The 23,977-nt window shown below is 63.3% G+C and carries 28 protein-coding genes; 7 read left to right on the plus strand and 21 right to left on the minus strand.

Going from position 1 to position 23,977, the window contains the following annotated elements; all coding sequences use genetic code 11:
- Positions 1-65: 65 nt before the first annotated feature.
- Positions 66-1,319: a ubiquinone biosynthesis hydroxylase gene (locus tag OHD62_RS16360; RefSeq protein WP_263783809.1), complete on the plus strand. Its 1,254-nt coding sequence runs from the start codon at positions 66-68 to the stop codon at positions 1,317-1,319.
- A 143-nt stretch (positions 1,320-1,462) separates the two neighbouring features.
- On the opposite strand, the gene OHD62_RS16365 is transcribed toward OHD62_RS16360, so the two are convergent.
- The 3 genes from OHD62_RS16365 to OHD62_RS16375 form a co-directional block, all read right to left on the minus strand.
- Positions 1,463-1,993 (minus strand): hypothetical protein, encoded by a 531-nt coding sequence (locus OHD62_RS16365; RefSeq protein ID WP_263783810.1) that lies wholly within the window; start codon positions 1,991-1,993, stop codon positions 1,463-1,465.
- Positions 1,994-2,103: 110 nt separating this feature from the next.
- Positions 2,104-2,460, minus strand: coding sequence for a YciI family protein (locus tag OHD62_RS16370; RefSeq protein WP_263783811.1), 357 nt, complete (start codon positions 2,458-2,460; stop codon positions 2,104-2,106).
- 2 nt (positions 2,461-2,462) lie between these two features.
- A complete protein-coding gene (locus OHD62_RS16375) occupies positions 2,463-2,798 on the minus strand; it encodes a hypothetical protein (RefSeq protein WP_263783812.1) in 336 nt (111 codons plus the stop codon).
- A gap of 107 nt (positions 2,799-2,905) precedes the next feature.
- On the opposite strand from OHD62_RS16375, the gene OHD62_RS16380 reads away from it, so the two are divergent.
- Entirely contained in the window at positions 2,906-3,331 is a 426-nt protein-coding gene (locus OHD62_RS16380; protein WP_263783813.1) for an OsmC family protein, read from the plus strand.
- 57 nt (positions 3,332-3,388) lie between these two features.
- Here the strand turns inward: OHD62_RS16380 and OHD62_RS16385 are convergent, their stop codons facing one another.
- The 7 genes from OHD62_RS16385 to OHD62_RS16415 form a co-directional block, all read right to left on the minus strand.
- Positions 3,389-4,036: a YceH family protein gene (locus tag OHD62_RS16385; RefSeq protein ID WP_263783815.1), complete on the minus strand. Its 648-nt coding sequence runs from the start codon at positions 4,034-4,036 to the stop codon at positions 3,389-3,391.
- 110 nt (positions 4,037-4,146) lie between these two features.
- On the minus strand, positions 4,147-4,926 hold the full coding sequence (locus OHD62_RS16390) for a succinate dehydrogenase iron-sulfur subunit (RefSeq protein WP_263783816.1): 780 nt from the start codon (positions 4,924-4,926) through the stop codon (positions 4,147-4,149).
- Positions 4,926-5,363, minus strand: coding sequence for a DUF3052 family protein (locus OHD62_RS16395; RefSeq protein ID WP_263783817.1), 438 nt, complete (start codon positions 5,361-5,363; stop codon positions 4,926-4,928). The genes OHD62_RS16390 and OHD62_RS16395 overlap by 1 nt, the downstream gene beginning before the upstream one ends.
- 2 nt (positions 5,364-5,365) lie before the next feature.
- Complete coding sequence (sdhA, locus tag OHD62_RS16400) at positions 5,366-7,201, minus strand: succinate dehydrogenase flavoprotein subunit (protein WP_263783818.1); 1,836 nt, start codon at positions 7,199-7,201, stop codon at positions 5,366-5,368.
- A gap of 1 nt (position 7,202) precedes the next feature.
- Entirely contained in the window at positions 7,203-7,598 is a 396-nt protein-coding gene (sdhD, locus tag OHD62_RS16405) for a succinate dehydrogenase, hydrophobic membrane anchor protein (RefSeq protein ID WP_263783819.1), read from the minus strand.
- Position 7,599: 1 nt separating this feature from the next.
- Positions 7,600-8,019, minus strand: a complete 420-nt coding sequence (gene sdhC, locus OHD62_RS16410; RefSeq protein WP_263783820.1) for a succinate dehydrogenase, cytochrome b556 subunit — start codon at positions 8,017-8,019, stop codon at positions 7,600-7,602.
- A gap of 228 nt (positions 8,020-8,247) precedes the next feature.
- A complete protein-coding gene (locus tag OHD62_RS16415; protein WP_263783821.1) occupies positions 8,248-8,613 on the minus strand; it encodes a hypothetical protein in 366 nt (121 codons plus the stop codon).
- 299 nt (positions 8,614-8,912) lie between these two features.
- On the opposite strand from OHD62_RS16415, the gene OHD62_RS16420 reads away from it, so the two are divergent.
- The gene (locus OHD62_RS16420; RefSeq protein ID WP_263783822.1) at positions 8,913-9,269 is read left to right on the plus strand and encodes a hypothetical protein; all 357 of its coding nucleotides are present in this window, start codon (positions 8,913-8,915) and stop codon (positions 9,267-9,269) included.
- A gap of 13 nt (positions 9,270-9,282) precedes the next feature.
- Here the strand turns inward: OHD62_RS16420 and OHD62_RS16425 are convergent, their stop codons facing one another.
- The 9 genes from OHD62_RS16425 to rplS all read right to left on the minus strand — a co-directional run bounded on the left by OHD62_RS16425 (position 9,283) and on the right by rplS (position 18,556).
- Complete coding sequence (locus OHD62_RS16425) at positions 9,283-10,473, minus strand: sensor domain-containing diguanylate cyclase (RefSeq protein ID WP_263783823.1); 1,191 nt, start codon at positions 10,471-10,473, stop codon at positions 9,283-9,285.
- Between the two features lie 39 nt (positions 10,474-10,512).
- Positions 10,513-11,709, minus strand: coding sequence for a GGDEF domain-containing protein (locus tag OHD62_RS16430; RefSeq protein ID WP_263783824.1), 1,197 nt, complete (start codon positions 11,707-11,709; stop codon positions 10,513-10,515).
- 447 nt (positions 11,710-12,156) lie between these two features.
- Positions 12,157-13,566, minus strand: coding sequence for a 3-isopropylmalate dehydratase large subunit (gene leuC / locus OHD62_RS16435; RefSeq protein ID WP_263783825.1), 1,410 nt, complete (start codon positions 13,564-13,566; stop codon positions 12,157-12,159).
- 296 nt (positions 13,567-13,862) lie between these two features.
- Complete coding sequence (locus OHD62_RS16440) at positions 13,863-14,498, minus strand: class I SAM-dependent DNA methyltransferase (protein ID WP_263783826.1); 636 nt, start codon at positions 14,496-14,498, stop codon at positions 13,863-13,865.
- Between the two features lie 54 nt (positions 14,499-14,552).
- Positions 14,553-15,359: an amino acid ABC transporter permease gene (locus OHD62_RS16445; protein ID WP_412177377.1), complete on the minus strand. Its 807-nt coding sequence runs from the start codon at positions 15,357-15,359 to the stop codon at positions 14,553-14,555.
- Between the two features lie 267 nt (positions 15,360-15,626).
- The gene (locus OHD62_RS16450; RefSeq protein ID WP_263783827.1) at positions 15,627-16,424 is read right to left on the minus strand and encodes a transporter substrate-binding domain-containing protein; all 798 of its coding nucleotides are present in this window, start codon (positions 16,422-16,424) and stop codon (positions 15,627-15,629) included.
- A gap of 173 nt (positions 16,425-16,597) precedes the next feature.
- Positions 16,598-17,098, minus strand: a complete 501-nt coding sequence (locus OHD62_RS16455; RefSeq protein ID WP_263783828.1) for a MarR family winged helix-turn-helix transcriptional regulator — start codon at positions 17,096-17,098, stop codon at positions 16,598-16,600.
- Positions 17,095-17,529 carry an organic hydroperoxide resistance protein gene (locus tag OHD62_RS16460; protein WP_263783829.1) on the minus strand — a complete coding sequence of 145 codons (435 nt, stop codon included), beginning with the start codon at positions 17,527-17,529 and terminating at the stop codon, positions 17,095-17,097. Before OHD62_RS16460 ends, OHD62_RS16455 begins: the two co-directional genes overlap by 4 nt.
- 481 nt (positions 17,530-18,010) lie before the next feature.
- The gene (gene rplS / locus OHD62_RS16465) at positions 18,011-18,556 is read right to left on the minus strand and encodes a 50S ribosomal protein L19 (RefSeq protein ID WP_263783830.1); all 546 of its coding nucleotides are present in this window, start codon (positions 18,554-18,556) and stop codon (positions 18,011-18,013) included.
- Positions 18,557-18,895: 339 nt separating this feature from the next.
- Here rplS and OHD62_RS16470 point away from each other — a divergent pair, with 339 nt between their 5' ends.
- A complete protein-coding gene (locus OHD62_RS16470) occupies positions 18,896-19,648 on the plus strand; it encodes a sulfite exporter TauE/SafE family protein (protein WP_263783831.1) in 753 nt (250 codons plus the stop codon).
- On the opposite strand, the gene trmD is transcribed toward OHD62_RS16470, so the two are convergent.
- On the minus strand, positions 19,630-20,334 hold the full coding sequence (gene trmD / locus OHD62_RS16475) for a tRNA (guanosine(37)-N1)-methyltransferase TrmD (RefSeq protein ID WP_263783832.1): 705 nt from the start codon (positions 20,332-20,334) through the stop codon (positions 19,630-19,632). The genes OHD62_RS16470 and trmD overlap by 19 nt on opposite strands.
- Positions 20,331-20,927, minus strand: a complete 597-nt coding sequence (rimM, locus tag OHD62_RS16480) for a ribosome maturation factor RimM (protein ID WP_263783833.1) — start codon at positions 20,925-20,927, stop codon at positions 20,331-20,333. The genes trmD and rimM overlap by 4 nt, the downstream gene beginning before the upstream one ends.
- 115 nt (positions 20,928-21,042) lie before the next feature.
- On the opposite strand from rimM, the gene OHD62_RS16485 reads away from it, so the two are divergent.
- From OHD62_RS16485 to OHD62_RS16495, 3 genes are all read left to right on the plus strand, one after another.
- Entirely contained in the window at positions 21,043-21,981 is a 939-nt protein-coding gene (locus OHD62_RS16485; protein WP_263783834.1) for a tyrosine recombinase XerC, read from the plus strand.
- Positions 21,982-22,055: 74 nt separating this feature from the next.
- On the plus strand, positions 22,056-22,271 hold the full coding sequence (locus tag OHD62_RS16490) for a hypothetical protein (RefSeq protein ID WP_263783835.1): 216 nt from the start codon (positions 22,056-22,058) through the stop codon (positions 22,269-22,271).
- Between the two features lie 845 nt (positions 22,272-23,116).
- Positions 23,117-23,977 (plus strand): IS4 family transposase (locus tag OHD62_RS16495; protein WP_263783836.1); only part of this gene is annotated, 861 nt, incomplete at its 3' end.

Below are 23,977 nucleotides of genomic sequence, written 5' to 3' on the forward strand. Positions count from 1 at the left end.
GCGGTTTCCGACAGGAATGGCGGGCAGTCAAGGCCGGAGGGAATTTGGCCGGAAGGGAATTTGCCATGGTGGACCGCAAGGCGAATGCAAAAACCTCGCTCGATGTTCTGGTCGCCGGCGCCGGCTATGTCGGGCTTGCCGCCGCCGTATCGCTGAAACAGGCGCGGCCAAGCCTCGCCATCGCCGTCGTCGACGCGGCACCAGCCGGCGTCTGGCAAAAGGACGGCCGCGCCTCGGCCATCGCCGCTGCCGCTTGCCGCATGCTCGACCAGCTCGGCGTCTGGGCCGAGATCGCGCCGGAGGCACAGGCGATCACCGAGATGACCGTCACCGATTCGCGCACAGCAGATCCGGTGCGCCCGGTGTTTCTCACCTTCGATGGCGAGGTCGCGCCCGGCGAACCCTTCGCGCATATGGTTGCCAACCGGGACTTGAACGGCGCCTTGCGTGGCAGTGCGGAAAAACTCGGCATCGACATTATCGAGGGCGTTGCCGTCAGCGCCTTCGATCTGAGCGGCGCCGGTGTCACCGTGCATCTTGCCGATGGCGCGACGCTAAAAGCGCGGCTGCTGGTCGCCGCTGACGGCGTCAATTCGAAGCTGCGCGACATGGCCGGCATCAAGACGGTGAAATGGGAATATGGCCAGTCCGGCATCGTCTGCACCGTCGCCCATGAACGCCCGCACAATGGCCGCGCCGAAGAGCATTTTTTGCCCGCCGGCCCCTTCGCCACATTGCCGCTGAAGCCCAGCAAGGACGGCAACCGCTCGTCGATCGTCTGGGTCGAACGAACAGAGGACGCTCAGAAACTGGTCGATGGCGACGACCTCGTCTTCGAGCATGAGCTCGAACTGCGTTTCGGCCTGAAGCTCGGCGAGATCCATCTTGCCGACAAGCCGCGTGCCTGGCCGCTCGGCCTGACGCTTGCCCGCGCCTTCGTCGCGCCGCGCATTGCGCTGGTCGGCGATGCCGCCCATGGCATCCATCCGATCGCCGGCCAGGGCCTCAATCTCGGCTTCAAGGACGTGGCGGCATTGGCCGAGGTGGTGGTCGAGGCCGACCGGCTCGGCCAGGACATCGGCGCCCTCGACGTGCTCGAACGCTATCAGCAGTGGCGGCGCTTCGACACGGTTCAGATGGGCGTCACCACCGATGTGCTCAACCGGCTGTTTTCCAACGACATAGGCCCGTTGCGCGCCGTCCGCGACATCGGCCTTGGCCTGGTCGAGCGCATGCCGCGCCTGAAAGATTTTTTCATCCGCCAGGCGTCCGGCCTGTCCGGCGACACGCCGAAACTATTGAAAGGCGAGGCGATCTGATCCGCCAGGGTGTGTTGAGATTCAGGCCGAGTCGAGAATGGCGGAGTCCGAGAACCGGAGCGGAGCGTACTTCAAGCACGTGAGCACCGGAAGCGCAGGAAACCGCCATTCGCAGGCCGGCATCACCTGAATATCAGCACACCCTAGTTGACCTCGAAGCCCAGCTTCTGCCGCAGCCGCAGCATGCGCTGGTCGGATATCTGCAGGCGCTGCTCGCCGGTCTGGGCTACGCGGTTCAGCATCTGCAGCAGATCGTTTCTTTCGTTGATATCGAGCCGTTCGCGCAGGAACGGCGCCAGCTTATCGATGACGATCGTGGTGTCGTCGATCTGTGATGCCGCCCATTTGGCGTAGACCACCGCCTCGTCCATCTTTTTCTTGTCGTTGGCGATCTCCGAAATCACCGAACGAATGACCGCTTCTCGCCCCGGCAGCATCGGACCGTTTTCGGAAACGATGGCGGTGATCAGCGTCGCGGCGGCAACCACCGGATCATCGATCGCCGTCAGCGGCGAAAGCGCCGCCTGCTTGCGCAGCTTGTTGCGCCGAATATTCCCTTGCACACGCCCGACGACGTCCGCGACCTCACGCGCCGCCTCGTTCATGGCCTTCATCCGATACCACCAGAAGGCCGCCGCGCCCAACAGGCCAAGTACAGCAATTAGGAAAGGCATGCCGAATTCCCCCAAGCCTCGGCGAGGATAGGAGAAGTGGTGTTTCGCATCAACACGCAAAAGTTGCGCCCAGCGAAGAATCCGGGGCCTCTCTTCAGGGCGGTGGCTGTCTAGGAACCAGGCACGTTGTAGATCGCCCTGACCTCGATGGTGCCGATTTCGGCCAGTGGTATCTCGCCGGCGATCGCCAGCGCCTCGTCGAGGTTCTCGGCCTCTATCATGACGAAGCCGAGCAACTGCTCCTTGGTCTCGGCGAAAGGACCGTCGGTGACCAGCCGCTTGCCCTTGCGCCGCCGCACGGTCTTTGATGACGTCACCGATTGCAGCGCCTGCGCGATAATCAGCTTGCCTTGCTGGTCCAGTGACCTGTCATAGGCCAGCGAATCGGCGTCGAGCTTTGCCAACCTGTTCGGGGTCATGGCGTGAAGATCTTTCTCTTCGCCGTAGACCAGGCAAACATATTGCATGTCTATCTCCCTTGTTCTGAGGAACCATAAGATGCCGCTGCCACGGTGTCAGCGGCACCGTTGACGGCCGCCGCGTGATCGAGAACGCATGCAGCGACCCCGATGATGGCGACCGCCGCCAGAAGCCTGCCGAAACCGGAAGGCGGCGGATGCAGCCAAAAATCGTCCTGCCGCGCGGCCTTGCGGCCTGGCCTCTTCCACAATGCGAAAAACAAATTGTCCATGTGAACCTCCATCCGGCCACGAAATCCGTGACCGCCCGCAGGACGGTCGAGACCGATGGAAGTCGACATTTTTGCACGTGCATTTTTCAGAAAAATTTTCGCCGCCGTCGACATTGCGCTTTCCACTCGAACAGCGCGGTGGTCTTCCCGCTCGCCCGCGCTATAGTCGCAGAGAACGCCGCCGCCCGGCCGGCGCGACCACGACAATCAAGGAGGACTTCATGGACCGCACCGCAAACGCCGTCTGGAAAGGCAATCTGAAGGAGGGCAAGGGCACGCTCGACACCCAGAGCGGGACCCTGAAGGGAACGCCCTATTCGTTCAAGGCACGCTTCGAGGACGAAAGCGGCAAATCTGGCACCAATCCGGAGGAGCTGATCGCCGCCGCGCATGCCGGCTGCTTTGCCATGCAGTTCTCCCACTTCCTGGCCGAGAACGGCACGCCTGCCGACCAACTCGACGCCAAGGCAGTGGTGACGCTGGTCCCCGGCACCGGGATCACCGGCAGCGCGCTCACGGTGGTCGGCAAGGTGCCGGGCATCGATGCGGCAAAATTCCAGGAATTGGCCGAGAAGGCCAAGGCCGGCTGCCCGGTGTCGAAGGCGCTCGGCGCCATAAATGTCTCGCTCGACGCCAAGCTCGGCTGAGCGAAACGACCTTGTGTTGGAAAACGCCGGCTTTGCAGCCGGCGTTTTCGTTACCGGTCAATCGTTCAGGCGACCTTCGCCGGTCAGAGTGTCGATGCGTGCCCGCAGCTGCACGATCTCGTCCTCAAGAGCCTGCACGCGCGTTTCCAAATCCGGGGCCGGCGTAGACGATCGCACCGGCATCGCAGCCGCTGCGATCTGCGGTGCGCCGCTCAGCAGATGCACATAACGCTCCTCGCGCTGGCCCGGCGCCCGATCGAGCAACTGAATCAGCGGCGGTCTGCGGCCAATCAAAAGGTCGAGATCGCCGCGAAGCGCCTCGATGGAGGAGAACCGCGCCATGCGCTCGGCTCGCGCCAGCAATTCATGCGCCGTTTGCGCGCCACGCAACAGCAACAGGCCGATCACCGCGATTTGCGACGAGGTCAGCGAAAAGTGCTGCGCGACAGTGTGCTCATAGCGCTCGACGCGCGAAGCGAAGGCGCGCCTGACCAGACCTTTCTGCTCGAGCTGGCCGAATGCCCTGGCGATCTCGCCGAGCTCCAGTGCCATCACCGGCTCGCGCGCCGTCTTCTGGTTGGCGGCGGCGTGTGCGGCATTGAGCGTCAGCGGATAGATGTCGGGCGTCAGTTCCTTCTTCTCGATCAGGCAACCGAGCACACGCGCTTCGGCGGGTGAGAGAACGGGCAATTCGGTGTCGGTCATTGGATGGTATCCTTCTGAGGCTGGAAGGGACAGCACCGCCCGTCCTGCCGGACAGAGGGGGCACGAAGGATCGCAGCGGACGAGGCTGCCGCGAGCGAACCCGCCAGAGACTAAACCCTTCTCTCCACCATCATCTTCTTGATCTCGGCGATCGCCTTGGCCGGATTGAGCCCCTTGGGGCAGGTCTGGGCGCAGTTCATGATGGTATGGCAGCGATAGAGCCGGAACGGGTCCTCGAGATTGTCGAGCCGCTCACCCTTGGCCTCGTCCCGGGAGTCGATCAGCCAGCGATAGGCCTGCAGCAGCGTCGCCGGACCGAGATAGCGATCGCCGTTCCACCAATAGCTCGGGCATGAGGTCGAGCAGCAGGCGCACAGGATGCACTCGTAAAGCCCGTCGAGCTTTTCGCGGTCCTCATGGCTCTGCAGCCATTCCTTGGCCGGCTGCGGCGACACCGTCTTCAGCCATGGCTCGATCGAGGCATGCTGGGCATAGAAATTGGTGAGGTCGGGCACCAGATCCTTGACCACTTGCATATGCGGCAGCGGATAGACTTTTACGGCACCGGAAATGTCATCGCAACCCTTGGTGCAGGCCAGCGTGTTGGAGCCGTCAATGTTCATGGCGCAGGAGCCGCAAATACCTTCGCGGCAGGAGCGGCGCAGCGTCAGCGTCGGGTCGATCTTGTTCTTGATCCAGAGCAGCGCGTCGAGCACCATCGGCCCACAATCATCCATGTCGACAAAATAGGTGTCGATGCGCGGGTTGTCGTCATCGTCCGGCGACCAGCGGTAGATGCGATATTCCCTGAGGTTGGTGGCGCCTTCCGGCTTTGGCCAGGTCTTGCCCTGCTTGATCTGCGAGTTCTTGGGGAGCGTCAGTTCGACCATTACCTCAGGTCCTTTCGGATGACGAGCTTCAGCCCGGACCATATATCGTTCACGGCGGCGACCTTGACGTCGACCAGGTCGAGTTTCAGCGCCTCGGCGCGGATCACGTCCTCAGTGACGTCAGTCTCAACCTTCGATGCCTTCTTCGGCCAGGATACCCAGACCATGCCGTCGCGCTTGATGGCCATCTCGACATCGCTCAGGCGATCCTCGATCTCGGCGCGCTGCCGGGTGAAGGCATGGACGGCATCGTATTTCAGGGCAGCGCCGGAAATCTTCGACCAGTCCGACAGCCTGTCGACATGGGCGAAATTAACGGCATCAGTGAGATCGCCGAGTTCCGCCGGCAGACCGATGAAGGCGGCAGTCATCCCGTCCCTCAGGCCGAGCTTGGCCGGAAGAGGCGTGCCGGAATATCCCGTGGCCGCCAACGCCATGGTCAATACACCCTGGCCTTGGGCGCGATCTTGGCCGGGTTGATGCCGCCGTCCGCTTCCTTGAGCAACAGTTCGGTGTGCACCGGCCGGTAGTTCAGCGTCACCTTGCCGGTCTCGTTGACATGGGCCAGAGTGTGCTTGCGCCAGACCGCGTCGTCGCGGCCCGGAAAATCTTCCCGCGCATGCGCGCCGCGGCTCTCCTTGCGCGCCGCCGCGCCATGGACCGTGGTGATGGCGTTGGCCATCAGGTTCTCCAGCTCCAGCGTCTCGACCAGGTCGGAGTTCCAGATCATCGAGCGGTCGAACACTTTGATGTCCCTGAGCTCGCCCCAGATCTGCGAAATACGCTCGCAGCCATTGTCCAGCGAGTCCTGCGTGCGGAACACCGCTGCGTCCTCCTGCATCGCCTTCTGCATCTTTTCCCGCAGCACCGCCGTCGGCGTCGAGCCGTTGGCGTGGCGCAGCCGGTCGAAGCGATCCATGATCTTTTCGACCGAGGCTTCGTTGGGCGACGGGATCGCCGAGGTGCGGTCGATCACCTGGCCGGCGCGGATCGCGGCCGCACGGCCGAACACCACGAGATCGATCAGCGAATTCGAGCCCAGCCGGTTGGCGCCGTGCACGGAGGCACAGCCGGCCTCGCCGACCGCCATCAGCCCGGGCGATACCCGGTCGGGGTTTTCCGCCGTCGGATTGAGCACCTCGCCCCAGTAATTGGTCGGCACGCCGCCCATATTGTAATGGACCGTCGGCAGCACCGGGATCGGCTCCTTGGTCAGGTCGACACCGGCAAAGATCTTCGCCGATTCCGAAATGCCCGGCAGCCTTTCGTGCAGCACGGCCGGATCAAGATGGTCGAGATGCAGGAAAATATGGTCCTTCTTGGGACCGACGCCGCGGCCCTCGCGGATCTCCAGCGTCATGCAGCGCGAGACCACGTCGCGCGAGGCAAGGTCCTTGGCCGACGGCGCGTAGCGCTCCATGAACCGCTCGCCCTCGGAATTGACGAGATAGCCGCCCTCGCCGCGCGCGCCCTCGGTGATCAGACAGCCGGCACCGTAGATGCCGGTCGGATGGAACTGCACGAACTCCATGTCCTGCAATGGCAGACCGGCACGTGCGGCCATGCCGCCGCCGTCGCCGGTACAAGTGTGCGCCGAGGTCGCTGAGAAATAGGCGCGGCCGTAGCCGCCGGTTGCCAGCACCACCATCTTCGCCGAAAAGCGGTGGATGGTGCCGTCGTCAAGGTTCCAGGCAACGACGCCGGTGCAGGTGCCGTCCGGCTCCATGATCAGGTCGAGCGCGAAATACTCGATGAAGAACTGGGCGTTGTTCTTCAGCGACTGGCCGTAGAGCGTGTGCAGCATGGCATGGCCGGTGCGGTCGGCGGCCGCGCAGGTGCGCTGCACCGGCGGTCCCTCGCCGAAGTTCATCATCATGCCGCCGAACGGCCGCTGGTAGATCTTGCCCTCCTCGGTGCGCGAGAACGGCACCCCGTAATGTTCGAGCTCGTAGACGGCAGCGGGTGCCTGCTGGACCATGTATTCCTGGGCATCGATGTCGCCGAGCCAATCCGAACCCTTGACCGTGTCGAACAGATGCCATTGCCAGTTGTCGGGACCCATATTGGCGAGCGAGGCGGCGATGCCGCCCTGCGCCGCAACGGTATGCGAGCGCGTCGGGAACACTTTGGTGATGCAGGCGGTGCGCAGACCTTGTTCGGCCATGCCGAGCGTGGCGCGCAGGCCGGCGCCGCCGGCGCCGACGACCACCACGTCGAATTTGTGGTCGACATAGGTATAGCCTGCCATGTTGGCTGATTTCGCGTCCTTGGCCAAATCAGCCTCCGAATGCCAGTTTGAGCAGGGCGAAGAGCGAGGCAACGCCGACCGCTATGGTAAAAAATGTGTTGAGCGCGATCAACGCCAGCTTGATGCCTTCGCCATGCACATAGTCCTCGATGATCACCTGCATGCCGAGCCGCATATGGTAGAGGCCGGAGATGAGCACCAGCGCCAGGACCAGCGCCACGAATGGATTGGCGAGTGCAGCGCGCACTTCCATGTAGCCATGGCCGTTAAGCGCAATCAGGAAGCCGATGAAGAACAGGATCAGCGGGATATTGGCGATCGCCGTCAGCCGCTGGCGCCAGAAATGTCCGGTGCCCTCGCGGGCGGAGCCGAGGCCGCGGACCTTGGCCAGCGGCGTGCGCATGTCGGTGTTGGTGCCGCTCATATCAGGCCCCCCGCGCCATGTAGCCGGCGATCCAGATCAGCAGCGTCAGCACAATCGAGCCGGCGAGTGTCGCCCAGGCAATCCTGGAGGCCGTGTGTTTTTCGAGACCGGCACCAGTGTCCCAGACCAGGTGGCGCACGCCGCCCAGCATGTGGTGCATCAGCGCCCAGGTGTAGCCGAACAGCACCAGCCGTCCCAGCCACGAGCCGAAAGCCCAGTTGACCCAGTCGAAGGTGCCTTGTGAACTGGCCGCTGCCATCAGCCACACGGCAACCAGCAGCGTGCCGAAATAGAGCGCTCCACCGGTGATGCGATGGATGATCGACATCGTCATGGTGATCGGCGGCCGGTAGACGGTCAGATGCGGCGAAAGCGGCCGTTCACGTCTGGCAGATGCGCGGGTGGCTGGTGATTTGCTCATGGCTCCCCCAGTTCGACGTCTCTGGAGCCCCAGGTGGAAATGCGGCATCGCCGCTTCCGGTTGCGACTTCGGACAGCCGGTTTCTAATGCTCTTTTTGCACCGCGTCAAAGCCAGAAAATCGTTTCGAAAACGTAATTTAGTCTGACAAAAGGGATGGTCTTTGCTTCAATCGATTAGGGCGCGACCCCAAGCCGGCGCAATGTTCGCTGCAGTGCGGAAAACTGCGATTATCTTGTGCACGTCTGCGGTGTCGACCCTCTCTTCATCACCAGCGCTTCGCGTCCATCGATCACGACTGCGTCATGCGTCGCCGGTTCTTGGTAGCGGCTGCTCTGGTTGGCGGGCGACGCCGCAAACTCCTCGGGGATGCCATCCGGCCCGACCACACGCAGCGACGAGCCGAGATTCTGGATGGTCATCTTGCCGCCATCGGCGCAATTGTAGGTCGCGGTGCGCGGCTGCGGCGTCAGATCGGTGGCGGCAGCCGCGGCCGCATTTCCGGCTTTCGGCGCATTGGTCTGCGGGACGCAGGCCGCGGTGATCAGCAATGGGCACAAAACAAGCGTCATCCGAACCGTCCGGTATAACGCCATACGCTGTCCTCCTCGGGCAGCAAAACAGCCGCCATACCAGTTCAAGGTCGCCCGGCGACACGCTTTCAGCCGCCTTTGGCACCGGCCGCGATGGTGCGGGCAAGCATGGCCGAATGATGGCCGCAGCCGTTCGAGCCGTCGGATATTAACCATGTTTGCCGAGACCTTGGGTCAAGCGCGGTTGCCCTCTTAACAAAGGTTAAGAAAAGGTTAATTTCTGATTCGAACGGACCATGATCCCGAAAAGTGGAAACCGGTTTTCGGAAAAGACCATGGTCCAACCAAAGTTGGAGCACGCCATGCGTTCGAATTCAGGCAAATCGCGTCTTCCGGCACTCGTCCTGGTGGCGTTGGCCACCGGCTTAGCCATGCCAGCGCTCGCGGGAGGCCATCGCGACCGCGTCTATGCCGATTCTTTCGGCAATCTCGTCATCGAGAGCGCCGCCGGCTACAAGCGCATCCTCGTCGGCGAGGGCAAGCTGGCCAAGGAATTGTCGGACTACACCGGCGCCGGCCAGCCCAGCGTGATCTATGAGAACGAATCCGACGACGTCTCCAGCCGCGATTGCTACAGGCCACCGGTTTTCGTGAAGGGCCGCAGCTACATGTACGGCCTTTCCGACGGCGAGATGCCCGAACTCAGCCCCTGCCGCTAAAAGGCGCTGTGCCCTATCCGGCGCTGGCGACCGCCGGCCTGGCCGGGCCGAGCGAGATCCGCACGCGATCGCGTCCGCCGCGCTTGGCCTGATAGAGCGCTTCATCGGCGCGCTGTGTCAGCCCGGCGAAACCTTCGCCCGGCTGGAGTTCGGCAACACCGAAGCTCGCCGTGCAGCGATGATCCTGCGGCAGCCCTTCGACCGGCAGCGTGCCGAAAGCATTGCGCGTGCCTTCGGCGAACAACCGGGCGACGGCCAGGTTGGTTCCCGGCAGGATGATGGCGAATTCCTCGCCGCCGAGGCGGCCGGCAACGTGATGGTCGGCGGCCGCCTCGCGCAGCAAACCGGCAAAGGCTTCGATGACGCGATCGCCGGCGGCGTGGCCGAAATTGTCGTTGATGTTTTTGAAATGATCGAGATCGGCGATGACCAGCGTGACCGGAACACCTTTGCGCTCGGCCTCACGCATCGCGCGCTCGGCATGGCGCTCGAAACCGCCCCGGTTGAGCAGCCTTGATAGCGTGTCGATCTCCGATCGCGACATCACCTCGGCCAGCACATCACGGACCATGATGACCAGGATGAGAAGCGCGATCGCCAAGGCGAAGACGGTGCCGAGCGATTGCGACACCAGGGCGTAATTGCTCTGCAGATAGGCCTGCGGATTGGCGCCCCAGCCGCCAAGTGCGGCGGCGATAAACGGCTTTGAGACGAATTGCAGGGCGCTGGCGCCCAGAACGGCCATCAGCACCTGGTCGAGCCGGTCGCGTCTTTGCCTGGACGACCAGACGATGCCGAGGCCGACGAATTGCATGGCGGCATAGGGAAGCTGGTAGGCCATCATGCGCGCAAGCGACTGACGCGGCAGGTCCTGCACGGCATACACGGCGACGGTGGCCGCGGCCAAGAAGACGAGCATCGGCGTCCAGGGCGGCGCCACCTGGTATTTATGCGCGAGCCCGCCATTGAAGGCGATGGTGGCGCCAAGGAAAACGGCAAAGGCCGCGACGACCGCGGGCCGCGCATTGTCGAAAGCCGGAATGGCGAATTCGATGGCATAGTAGGCCATCCCCAGCAGATAGCCGAAAGCCAGCCAGCGCGCCGACGCCCGCCCCACATCGTAGAGCGTGATCGTCATGAAGGCAGCGGCCAGCAAGCCCGCGACGAACAGGTTGATTGCAAGGATGAAGTTTGCGCCGCCCATGTAGTCTTTTTGCACTCCCTGCACGACAGGCGTGGGCGATCAGCCGGCCTTGAGCGCCGCCGGAACGACGACCATTTCCGGTCGCTCCTGGGACAGGCGCACACTGTCGCGGCCACTTCTTTTGGCTTCGTAGAGCGCCTCGTCGGCGCGGCGCATCAACAACTCGAGCCCTTCGTGGTTGGTGCGGGCCGCGACGCCGAAGCTCGCGGTCACCCTGGTGCCGGAAGGAAGCCCGTCAACGCTGCCCGCCGAGTGCAGCGTGCGCACGGCTTCGGCGAACAGCCGTGCCGCGGCAAGGTCGCTCAGTGGCAGCAGCACCGCGAACTCCTCGCCGCCGATACGGCCGGCAACGCCGCGCGCGCCGGCGGCCGACCGAAACTTGGCGGCGAAGTCGGCGATCACGCGATCGCCCGCCGCATGCCCGTACAAATCGTTGAGCGCCTTGAAATGATCGAGGTCGGCAAGCACCAGCGCGATAGGCAACTTGGCCGTGATGCAATCCTGAAGGACAAGCGTCGCGCGCTCCTCGAAACCGCGGCGGTTGAGCAGGCCCGACAGCGGATCGGTGTGGGTCTCGGTTTTCAGCGCCTTCATCACGTCGAGCCCGGCCGCGCAGATCAGGCAAAGCGCTATCAGCAGCGACAGCAGCGCATGCGACAAAAGCGCCGTCGTCCAGTAGGACGAGGTATAGAGCTCGGCATAGTTTTCGAACGGCCCGTGCGCGATGATGACGATCAAGGTGCGCACGAAGAAGTTGAGCCCGGAAAGCAGCGACAGCACGAACAGGATCATTTCCGTCGGACCGTCGTTGCGCACCACGCGCAGCTCGGCGGCAACGAGCAGGCTGAGGCCGCCGAACGCGAAATTGATCACCAGGATGCGCCAGGTGAGATCGGGCTGGACGAACATGAACCAGCAGAGAGCGGCGAGCCCGCCGCCCGCCAGAACGCCGATCCCCACAAAGGGTACACGCCGCCCATAGCGCGCCACCACCGCGCTGCACATGCAGCAGGAGGCAAAGGTGAAACATAGATTGGAGGTGAGCTTGGACGGCATCAGGCCGAAGGGCAGCGTGAAATACTGGAACAGGAAGCCGGCGGCCGACAGCGAGTAGGCCGCAGCAAGCGCGGCCAGATAGGGCCGGTGGCGTTGATAGAGCCATAGAACGAGAAACGACGCGCCCAGCGCCAGCGCGATCGTCGGGTTGAGCAACGCTATCAGCAGACCGGTGTCCAAAGGACTATGACTTCCCCTCGCCTTACGTGAGGGAAGACCTTAAAGCGGAAGACCAAACAAGCAGTTAAGCAAAATCTGATGGAGTAGGAAAACCTCCTCGGCTTCGTCATCCCAGGGCGGAGCAGGAGCGAAGCGACGTTGCGGAGACCCCGGGATCCATGCCGAAACTTTCGAGCGTTGCTACGGTGCAGAAATTCTTTTCCTGCCGATCGTCATCATGACGCCACTTAGAGCTATCGCCGCGAATGGTGCGCGATTCTGCGCCACTGCATTCTTCGGCTGATGTCACGGCATGGATCCCAGGTCTGCGCTCCGCTTCGCGTCGCTCCGCCCTAGGATGACGAAGGCGTGGTAGAATGAAACCCCGATCCGCATGGCGGCTCGGGGTTCGGCAGGTACGAGAATCCGGACTGCTACGGCCCGAACCTATTTCCACTCGCGCCTGATCTATTTCCACTCACGAATGTCGACGAAGTGACCGGCGATCGCCGCCGCCGCGGCCATCGCCGGCGACACCAGATGGGTGCGGCCCTTGAAGCCCTGGCGGCCCTCGAAATTGCGATTCGAGGTCGAGGCGCAGCGTTCATGTGGCTTCAGCCGGTCGTCGTTCATGGCAAGGCACATAGAGCAGCCTGGCTCGCGCCAGTCAAAGCCGGCGGCGACAAAGATCTTGTCGAGACCCTCGGCCTCCGCCTGTTCCTTGACCAGCCCGGAACCCGGCACGATCATGGCATCGACATGCGGGCTCACCTTCTTGCCTTCGACCACCTTGGCGACCGCGCGCAGATCCTCGATGCGGCCATTGGTGCAGGAGCCGATGAAGACGCGGTCGAGCGAGATGTCGGTGATCTTCGTTCCCGGCGTCAGCCCCATATAGTCGAGCGCGCGCTGCTTTGAGGTGCGCTTGTTCTCGTCGGTGATGTCGTCCGGGTTCGGCACGATGCCTTGCACCGACACGACATCCTCGGGCGAGGAGCCCCAGGAGACAATCGGCGGCAGTTTGGCCGCGTCGAGCACGATCACCTTGTCGAAATGCGCGCCCTCGTCGGACTGCAGCGTCTTCCAATAGGCGAGCGCCGCATCCCAGGCCGCGCCCTTGGGCGCGCGCGGCTTGTCCTTGACATAGGCGAAGGTTGTCTCGTCCGCCGCGATCAGGCCAGCGCGCGCGCCGCCCTCGATCGACATGTTGCAGATCGTCATGCGGCCTTCCATCGACAGCGCGCGGATCGCCTCGCCGGCATATTCGATGACATAGCCGGTGCCGCCGGCGGTGCCGATCTCGCCGATGATCGCCAGGATGATGTCCTTGGCGGTGACGCCTTCCGGCAGCTGGCCGTCGACGCGCACCAGCATGTTCTTGGCCTTGCGCTGGATCAGCGTCTGGGTGGCCAGCACATGCTCGACTTCCGAGGTGCCGATGCCATGCGCCAGCGCGCCGAAGGCGCCATGCGTCGAGGTGTGGCTGTCGCCGCAGACGATGGTCATGCCGGGCAGCGTGAAGCCCTGCTCGGGGCCGATGATGTGGACGATGCCCTGGCGGACATCGTTCTCGGAATAATACTCGACACCGAAATCCTTGGCGTTCTTGGCCAGCGCCTCGACCTGGATGCGGCTTTCCTCGTTCTTGATGCCGAACTTGCGCTCCGGCGAGGTCGACACATTGTGATCGACCACGGCCAGCGTCTTTTCCGGATGCCGGACTTTTCTGCCGCTCATGCGCAGGCCTTCGAAAGCCTGCGGGCTGGTCACTTCATGGACGAGATGGCGGTCGATATAGAGCAGGCAGGTGCCGTCGTCCTGGCGGTCGACGACATGGTCGTCGAATATCTTGTCGTAGAGGGTGCGCGGTGCGCTCATTTGCGTAAATCCGTCGATATGAAAATGGGAGGGGCAGGCGCCGGGCCGGCCCGGCGAAAAACGGTTCAGCGAAGTCGGCTGGTCAGCGCACCAGAAACGCGCGCGGAGAATCGCGACGGCAGGCGTTTTCTGTCCTGCAGCACGAAGCCCTTGTAGGCCGGATCGCCAAAAAGCTCTTCCATGGCGTGGCTCATATCAATGTTTTGGCTTTTCGGCAATTGGCGGGTGGCGGAGCAGGACCTGGGTTCCTCTCCCCCGCTCCGCGGGGGCGAGGAACTGGCGCCAAGCTTGTCCCCTTAGAGCACCTCGAAGACAAACGTCTTGACCAGCGCCTCGGGCTCGGCGATGGCATAACAGCGGAACCACGGGCTTTCCTCAACCGGCCGCCATTTCTTCGCCTGCGTAAGCTCATCGAACACCGCCTGGAAGCCGCCGCTCGCAAAAACCTGGTCGCGCACGGTGAAGATCGCGTGGCCGCCCTTTTTGGTGATGCGCACCAATTCGTGCAGGCCGGAGGCCGGCGCATGGCTGATGGTGAACACGCCGGTTGAGAAGAATCCGCGGAAATACCCATCTGGCCAGGGCAGCGGCCCGCCGAGCATCGCCTGTTTCAACTCGCTGTAGGCCTGCCGGCTGCCGGCGATCTTCAGCATATCGTCGGAGAGGTCGAGTCCGGCAATGTCATCATAACCCAACGCCCTCAGCGACGGTCCCGACAGGCCGGTGCCGCAGCCGGCGTCGAGCAGCGGCCCTTCGCCTGCCGACACATGGCGCGCCACCCAGGCGGCGATCAGGAACGGCAGGAGATAACCGAGCGAGGCGGTCTCGCTGTCATAGGTCGCCGCCCAGGCGGCATAGGCCTGCGCCAGCGCTTCCGGCGTCTCGGCGGCATAGACCGAATCCAGCGCGGCATTGGCCTTGTCGATGTTCATGGAATTCTCTCGCATTATGGCTTCCCCTGATGTAGCGCCGTCTTCGCCTGCCTTCTATTCCCCGTGCTGGCGGCGCAGCCGTTTTTCCAGCGCCCGCAGCGCCAGCGACAGGCCGACGGTCAGGATGAGGTAGATATAGGCAACGATCGAATAGGTCTCGAAGAAGCGGAACGAGCCGGCGGCGTAGATCTTGCCCATCTGGGTGATGTCGGCGACGCCGAGCACCGAGACCAGCGAGGAATCCTTGACCATGGCGACGAAATCATTGCCGAGCGGCGGCAGGATGGTGCGGATCGCCTGCGGAAACACGATCAGGCGGAAACGCTGCGTGCGCGTCAATCCGAGTGCCTTCGCCGCCTCGATCTGACCCTTCTCGACCGCCTGGATGCCGGCGCGGAACACTTCCGAGATGAAGGCGGAGTAGCCGATGGTCAGCGCCATGATGGCGCGCCACAACAGCGACACGTCGCGCACCAGCAGTTCACCGAACAGGCCGGCGCTTTGCAGCGGCGCGGTGAGCGCGTTCCACGCCGCGACAAAGGCTGGCGCGCCGGCAAAGGCGATCCAGAACAAGAGCACCAGGATCGGCACGCCGCGGATGATCTCGACATAGAAGCGGGCGACCTGGCGCAGCCACCGCGAGTTGGACAATCCCATCAGGGCAATGCCGAGCCCGATGGCCGAAGCCAGCGCGAAGGCCACGACGGTGACGAAGACGGTGATGCCGATGCCCTTGGCGACTGTAGCGAATACCTGGGCGTAGAGGTCGCTGGCGGCAATGAAGAGGGCGGCTGCGACGGCGAGCACGATCGCCGCGGCAAGCCACCAGGGGAAATCGGTTTTGGTGGAAGACGATGCCATCAGGCGGCGATGCTGGCCGGATGGATATCGCGGACACAGCACTCTACGGCGCCCCCCTCTGCCCTGCCGGGCATCTCCCCCACGAGGGGGGAGATCGGCAGCTTCAGCGACGGCGCTCCTCTTGCAGCCTTGAAAATTGGCGAAAGCCATGATGACAGCCGATCTCCCCCCTCGTGGGGGAGATGTCCGGCAGGACAGAGGGGGGCGCTCAAGCGCGAAGTCTGCGCGAATTTCTGCGACCCAAAACGCACCCCCGTCAAGATCGCCCTACTGTCCCATCTTGTAGTCAAGGAACCATTTCTTATTGAGCGCATCGAGCGTTCCGTCGGCCTTGAGTGCTGCGATCGCGGCGTTGACCGGTTTCACCAGATCGGAGCCCTTGGGGAAGATGAAGCCGAAATCCTCGGTGCCGAGCGGTCCACCGATCAGCTTCAGTCCGCCATTGGAGGCATCGACATAGCCCTTCCCCGCGGTGCCGTCGGTGAGCACAACATCGACGTCACCCGACTTCAGCGCCTGCACTGTCGCGCCAAACGTCTCGAACAGTTTGATGCGCGGGTTCTGCTCATTGCCGTCGAGCACGCTGTAGACGGCGGTGTAGAATGGCGTGGTGCCTGCCTGCGCGCCGACCAGCCCCTCCTTGAAGGCGCCGAACGTCTTGGCGTCGGTGAAGCGCTTCTCGTCGCCGCGCACCAGCATGAACTGTTCCGAGCGCATATAGGGGTCGGAGAAGTCGACCTTCTGCTTGCGGTCGTCCTTGATGGTGATGCCGGTCATGCCGATGTTGTACTGATTGTCGGAAACCGCCTGAATCATCGCGTCCCAGGAGGTATTCTGGTACTCGACGGAAAAATTCAGCCGCTTGGCGATCTCGTTCATCGCGTCATATTCCCAGCCGATCTGCTTGCCGGTCTTGGCATCGATGAACTGCAACGGCGGATAGGCGTTTTCCGTCACCACCACCACCTTCTTGCCGCCAAGATCGGGCAGCGTCTGCGCGATAGCGGCGACAGGCGCCAGAATAAGGGCCAGCAGACCGGCCAGCAGCAGTTTCGATTTGGTCATGACACGCTCCCAGGACTTGAAGCGCCCCGGCACGGTCGGGGCTTGCAGGAAGCGCCGACTTTAGCTTTCCGCAAGCGCCTTGCAAGCTGGCCCGATGCGCGCCGCGTCAGGAAAACGGATTCCGTTGCTTCTCAACTGAGAAATTCCAGAACAATCCGTGCGGTGGTTGGCGATCAATCGCCGCCCGGCGGAGTTGCGGTCGCCTTGCGCAGTCCACCGACGAACCGGGTCAAGGTGCCGTGCAGGGATTTCAACTCGCCAGGCTCGAGCGGCAACTGGCAGGCCAGGGCAATGGGCACGCTTTTCGCCTGCTCGCGCAATGCCTGGCCCTTCGCCGTCGCCTCGACCAGCACCCGGCGCTCGTCGGCGGTATCGCGCCGGCGTGTGACCAGGCCGCTCGCCTCAAGCCGCTTGAGCAGCGGCGTCAGCGTCGCCGAATCGAGGCCGAGCACCTCGCCAAGTTCGCCCACCGTGCGCGGCGCCTTTTCCCAGATCACCAGCATGGCGAGGTATTGCGGGTAGGTCAGGCCGAGCGGATCGAGCAGCGGGCGGTACAGCTTCGTCATCAGCCCGCTCGCCGAATAGAGCGCGAAGCAAAGCTGCTGGTCGAGCCTTGCCACCCCGGCCGATACAGCCGGGGCTTGCCTGGGTCCGGTTGTGGTTTTTGTCGTCATGCTGCCTTTGGCGGAAGCGCCACTGCCGAAAGCGCCACCTCGACATTGCCCTTGATGGCGTTGGAATAGGGGCAAATCTGATGCGCCGCCGATACAAGCGCTTCCGCGGCCGCCTGATCAAGACCTTTCGTCTCCGCCGCCAGGGCCACGCCGAGCGCGAAGCCGCCCTGGCCGTTGTCGTGGAGGCTGACATTGGCCGTCACCGCGACATCGCTCAGTGGCAGTTTCTGCTTGCCGGCGATGAAGCGCATGGCGCTTTCAAAGCAAGCTGCATAGCCCGCGGCGAAGAGCTGCTCCGGATTGGTGGCGCCGCCCTTGCCGCCAAGCTCCTTCGGCAGAGCGAGGTCGACGCTGAGCAGGCCATCGTTGGTCTGGACATGGCCGGCGCGGCCGCCGACGGCGCGGGCTTGCGTGGAATAAAGTGCAGGCATTTCGTTTCTCCATTTATCTTGTACACGATCATTTAGTACACGATATGTATACCGTCAATATCTTTCTGATTCCTCGGTTGTTTGAGTGAATCGTCGCAAACGTTTGGGATTGGACGAAGCCTCCCAACTTCGTCATCCCTGGGCGAAGCAGGAGCGAAGCTCCGTCGCGGAGACCCTGGGATCCATGCCGTTACCTCAGCCGAAAAGTGCATCGGAGCAGAATTCTGCACCGTTGCGACACTTCGAAGTTACGGCATGGATCCTGGGGTCTGCGCCGCGTCGCTTCGCTGCTTGCTCCGCCCCAGGATGACGACGAAGGGATAGGTGTTTCGGCCAGTCTCCAAGGTGTGCGATCTGCCGACGTGAGCACTATCGGGCTTGGCAAGGAACTGAGCGATTCTTGGCTGGAAGCCTTCGCTATTCCGCCCGAAACGAAAAAGGCGGCCGAAGCCGCCTTCCGAAAACATGCGTGTCGAGAAAATTATTCGGCCGTAGCTGCTTCCGCGGCCTTGGCGGCCTCAGCCTCTGCGGCGGCCTTCTTCTCGGCGGCATCCTGCGCTGCCTTCTCGGCGGCCAGCGCCTGGGCGGCGGCTACCTTCTCGGCCTCGATGCGCGCCTTCTCGGCGTTCAGCGCGTCGCGCTCCTCGTCATTCAGCTTGCGGGCGCGCACGCCGGTGTTTTCCGAAATGCGGGCCGACTTGCCGCGACGGTCGCGCAGATAATAGAGCTTGGCGCGGCGCACCTTGCCGCGACGCACGATCTCGACGCCCTCGACCATCGGCGAGAACACCGGGAACACGCGCTCCACACCTTCGCCGTAAGAAATCTTGCGGACGGTGAAGTTTTCCTGGAAGCCGGCGCCGGAACGGGCGATGACGACGCCCTCATAGGCCTGGACGCGGGTGCGGGTGCCTTCGGTCACACGGACCTGGACGCGCACGGTGTCGCCGGGCTGGAATTCGGGAAGCTTGCGCTTGGCTTCGATCTTGGCGGCCTGTTCGGCCTCGAGCTGACGGAGAATATCCATCTCTAAAAGTCCACTTCTTGTTCTTCCGACAGTCAGAGCGTCCGACACTCGCCTTGCAGTTCCATTGACCGCTCGGCTATGCCCTTTGTCTCCGAGACATCTGTCTTCGGGACATTGGGCAGGGGCGACTACACCGTCATTGTTGACGGGCCAGAAGATCGCTCTTGGCAGATTTTTCTTCCGGTTCGGGCGGGCACATACAGCTATTTCGCGCACTTGTCACGCCTTGGCCCTGTCTTTTTTGGTCGCATGCCATCACGCAATCGCCTGCTGCGGGGTTGCGCCCACCCTTCAAGCTTCCTAATCCCGGGGCAAGCATAGGTCTCCGGCGGTATCCTGATGTCTGTTTTCGACGCAATCCTGCTCTTTCTCGCGGGCTTTACTTCAGGCGCCGCCAACGCGGTCGCCGGCGGTGGCACCTTCATCACCTTTGGCGCCATGACATTGGTCGGCCTGCCGCCGATCGTCGCCAACGCCACCTCTTCGGTGACACAGTTTCCCGGCTACATCACCTCGACGCTCGCCTATTCGGACGACATCAGGCATTTCTGGCGCGGCGCGTTGCTGCTTTGCGTGATCTCGGCTTTCGGCGCTCTGGCCGGCGCGCTCATCCTGCTGGCGCTCGACAATCCGTCGTTCCGCGCTCTGGTGCCCTGGCTGCTGCTGGCAGCAACCGCTCTGTTCGCCGCCGGGCCATGGCTGAAGCCGTCGCCGAAGCCTGACCATGAAGCGTCGGTGGGCTCGCTGGTTGGCTCGCTCGCTCAATTTGCGACCGCGGTCTATGGCGGCTTCTTCGGCGCCGGCATGGGCGTCATGATGCTGGCGACGCTCGGCCTCACCCAATCCGGCGATTATCACCGCCTGAACGCGCTGAAGAACATGCTGGCCATGGTCATCGCGGCGATCGCCATCGCGGTCTTCGTCTCCGGCGGCGTCGTCGCCTGGCCGCAGGCGATCGTCATGATCCCGGGCGGCGCGTTGGGCGGCTATGCCGGCGTCTGGATCGCCAAGCGCGTGCCGCAAAATGTCGTGCGCGGCTTCGTCGTCGCCGTCGGCCTCTTTCTCGCCTTCTACTACTTCGCCAAGGGTTGAGACAGCGCGCCTGACAGATCCGGCCGCCGCTCTTGCGTCAACTTCTCCGCTTCCGCACGCCGCCAGGCGGCGATCTTCTTGTGATTGCCGGAGATCAAAACCTCGGGGATTTGCCGGCCCTCGAACTCCTGCGGTCTTGTATAATGCGGATGTTCGAGCAGTCCGTTCTCGAAACTCTCTTCCTCGCCCGACACCGCATTGCCCATCACGCCGGGCAAAAGCCGCACCACGGCGTCGAGCAGCACAAGGGCTGCCGGCTCACCGCCGGACAGGATGAAGTCGCCGACCGAGACCTCTTCCAGTCCACGCGCCTCGATCACCCGCTGGTCGACGCCTTCGAAGCGGCCACAGACAATGACGGCGCCCGGCCCGGCAGCCAGTTCGCGCACGCGGGACTGCGTCAACGGTTTTCCACGCGGACTCATCAGCAGTCGTGGCCGCGGATCGCCCGGCGGCGAGGCATGGTCAATCGCCTTGGCCAGAACGTCGGCGCGCATCACCATGCCGGCGCCGCCACCAGCCGGTGTGTCGTCGACGGTGCGGTGACGGTCGCTGGCGAAATCGCGGATCTGGATCGCTTCCAGCTCCCATGTGCCAGTCTCCAGCGCCCGGCCGGCCAGCGACAGGCCGAGCCCACCTGGAAACATCTCGGGATAGAGCGTCAGCACCGAGGCGTGAAAGCTCACCGGTTGCCCCCGGCATCCCTGGGCCCGCGCGGCCTGCCCTTCGGATCGAAACCCTCGCGGCCGGGAGCCTCGCTATCCTCATCGTCCACGAGGCCGGCGGCTGCCGGATCGACGCGGATAAAACCCTCGGTGATCGACACGTCGGGAACGGCGGCCTGCGTGAACGGGATCAGCACGCCTTTGCGCCCACCCAGTGTCACGTCGAGAATGTCGCCGCCGCCGAAATTGTGCACGGCCACGACCTTGCCGATGACACCGCTGTCGTCCCGAACCTCGAGCCCGACAAGGTCGGCGTGGTAGAACTCGTCCTCCTCGCCATCGTCGGGCAACATCGAGCGGTCGACGAACAGTTCCGTGCCGGCGAGCGCCTCGGCGGCATTGCGGTCATTGACGCCCCTGAAGCGTACCACGACGACGGTGTTGGCGGGCCTGATGTCGATGATCTGAAAGGCACGCCCGTCCTTGGCGTAGAGCGGCCCGTAATCGGCCAGCGCCAGCGGCTCGCCGGTGAAGGTCTTGACGCGCAATTCGCCCTTGATGCCATGGGCGGCGCCGATCACGGCCATCTGGACGGGGTTTTGCGGCTTGCTCATCGGCGGAAACATCCTTTGTGCTGCTCTAACCCTCCCCGATTGTCATTTCAATGACGGCCTCTTCACCGCTTGCTAACCCGGCTGCCGGAAAATGATCCGGAGTTGGAAGAAAACCATGCAGGAATTCCTCATCCCGGCGAAGCCCGATCTTCAGGCGGCGCGTGAGAGCTGGCTGAAGATGCTGGCGCGCGAACGCCGGCTGTCGCCCGAAACGGTGGAAGCCTACGAGCGCGACACGCGCCAGTTCCTGCATTTCCTGACCGGCCATTGCGGCGGTTCGCCGGGCATTTCCGACATCGCCAATCTGCGTCCGGCCGATCTGCGCGGCTTTCTCGCCGCCCGCCGCAACGCCGGGGCCGGCGCCCGCACGCTCGGACGCGGCCTGGCCGGCATCCGTTCGCTGCTGCGCTTTCTGGAGCGGCGCGGCCTCGTCAATGCCGCGGGCGCAGCGGCATTGCGCGCGCCACGGCAGCCGAAGTCGCTGCCCAAGCCGCTGACGGCTAGCGATGCCAAACATGTCGTGTCGGTGGAAGGCCAGCTGGCCGAGGAACCCTGGATCGCCGCCCGCAACGCCGCCGTGCTGACGCTGCTCTATGGTTCGGGCCTGCGCATTTCCGAGGCGCTTGGCCTGTCGGGTGCTGAGCTGGCCTCATCCAACGACACGGTGCTGCGCATCACTGGCAAGGGAGGCAAGACGCGGCTGGTGCCGGTGCTGCCTGTGGCATTGCGGGCCGTCGCCGAATACCGCCGGCTCTGCCCCTTCGACATCGACCCCAAGGGCCTTCTGTTTCGCGGCGCCCGTGGCGGCCCGCTCAACCCGGCCATCGTTCAGCGTGACATGGCGAAACTGCGCTCTGCTCTCAATTTGCCTGACACCGCGACGCCGCATGCCTTGCGCCATTCCTTCGCCACGCATCTGCTCGGGCGCGGCGGCGACCTGCGCACTATCCAGGAACTGCTTGGCCATGCCAGCCTGTCCACGACCCAAGTCTATACCGGCGTCGACACGGCAAGGCTGCTCGAAATTTACGAGTCCGCGCATCCAAGAGCATGACCGGTTCCAATGTCCGGACAATTTTGCAGCGCCGGTTAACTGTTTCGCTGCTTTTTTGCGCCTAAAAATGAGGCATGAAACATGCCATCGCCATCGCTGATCGCACGGCTCTCGGGTCGCTGAAGCTGCTTGTCGCGCTCAACGTCCTGTTTTTCCTGTCTTTCCTCGCCGTCGCACTGCTTGCCGCCGGCAGAATGCAGGCCGAAATCCCGGTTCGGACCGGCGCCGACAGGCTGTCTGTTCCGCAGACGCACGATCCGGCCGGCTCCGCCATGACCGCCATCGGCTGATTTGCACGGTTGAGTTGCAGGCTGGCTTGCCAATACCTCCTCCAAGCCTTGCCCGAATCATCAGCGGATAACGCCTGGCCCATATCGTTCAAGGACGGTCGAAAGGTGTTGTTTGGCTCGATCTCAGTGGAATTCGCTGGTTAAATGCTTGCAGCTAAACGATTTCAGGCGCAAATTGCCCTGCTTTCGGCGCTTTCGGGCCTTATGTGAAACCTGTTCAACGATTGCGCGTTGATGTGTGTTGATTGATATCTTTCATCCACGGAGGACACTTTTATGGCGAATCCAAACGACCCGTTCACCACTCCGAACCCCACGCCCAAGACGGGCGGCGGCGGAAGCGGCTGGCTGATTGCCCTTGTCGTTCTTATCCTGGCCATTGTCGCCTATTATGTTTTTGGAAGACGTGGCGAGGCGCCCGCGCCTGCCGAACCGCCGGCCGCCAGCACACCGGCGCCTGCCCCGGCACCAGCTGAACCGATGAAGCCCGCCGAACCGGCTCCCGCACCAGCGCCTGCTCCGGCTGAACCGGCACCCGCGCCAGCCCCGGCTCCAGCGCCCGCACCGGCTCCGGCCCCCGCACCGGCCCAGTGATCAGGCTCCTGATTTCAACGACCAACGGCCCGCTGAAAAGCGGGCCGTTTTATTTTTGAGGCGGCGAAATCGAGAGAGGTCATCGTCAAGGGCAACGCTGGCGATTGACTGGAAGCCCACCCACGCCTTCGTCATCCTCGGGCTTGACCCACTGCTGTCCGGTTAAACTGGGTGGACATAGCGCATGACATTGATTCTACTCGATTTCAGACGTTTCGCGGCGTTTGAGACACGAGCAGGAGATCAATGTCATGCGGCATCACAATAGCGTTTTCCATGCACTTCTGAAGCACGTTCCGTGGGGCGTGTTCGATCGGCTTGTGGACAAGCACAAAGCCAATCACAGGGTGCGGCGGTTGACGAGCAAGAGCCAATTCCTGGCGCTGTTGTTCGGACAACTGTCTGGGGCAACAAGCCTTCGTGAGATCGAGGCGGGGCTGATGAGCCACTCGGCCCGGCTCTATCATGTGGGCGGGCATCCGGTAGCGCGGACGACGCTGGCCGATGCCAATGCCAAGCGGCCGGCAAGTCTGTTCGCCGAGCTGTTTGCTCACATGGCTGCCGTCGCCGGTCGTCCCGCGCGCCGGCAGTTGGCCGATGCGGTGCGCATCCTCGATGCCACGCGGGTGCAACTGTCCTCGCTCAGCTGTGGATGGGTGGACACGGTCAAAGGCGCACGTGCCATCAAGTTGCACATCGTCTTCGACCCCCGCGTCGATGCCCCGCTCGCGGCGGCCTTCGCAGGTCAGAGGATCAATGACATTACCCCGGCCAAGGCGATGCCCCTCGAACCGGGAATGACCTATGTGTTTGATCTGGCTTACTACGACTTCGCCTGGTGGGCCGAACTCGACGCCAATGGCTGCCGCTTTGTCTCGCGCCTGAAGAGCCACACCCATCTCCAGGTGACAGCTGAGCAGCCTATATCCAAGGACGGCAGCATCCTGAGCGACCGCATCGGCCTCCTGCCACAGCGCATGGCCCGCTCGCGATGCAATCCCTTCACCGATCCAGTGCGCGAGATCACCGTGCGCATTGCCACCGGCAAGTTCATCCGCCTTCTCACCAACGACCTCGATGCGCCAGCCCAGGAGATCGCGGACCTCTACAAG

Origin of the sequence: Mesorhizobium sp. YC-39 (assembly GCF_025753795.1) — a bacterium.
Classification (GTDB): domain Bacteria; phylum Pseudomonadota; class Alphaproteobacteria; order Rhizobiales; family Rhizobiaceae; genus Mesorhizobium.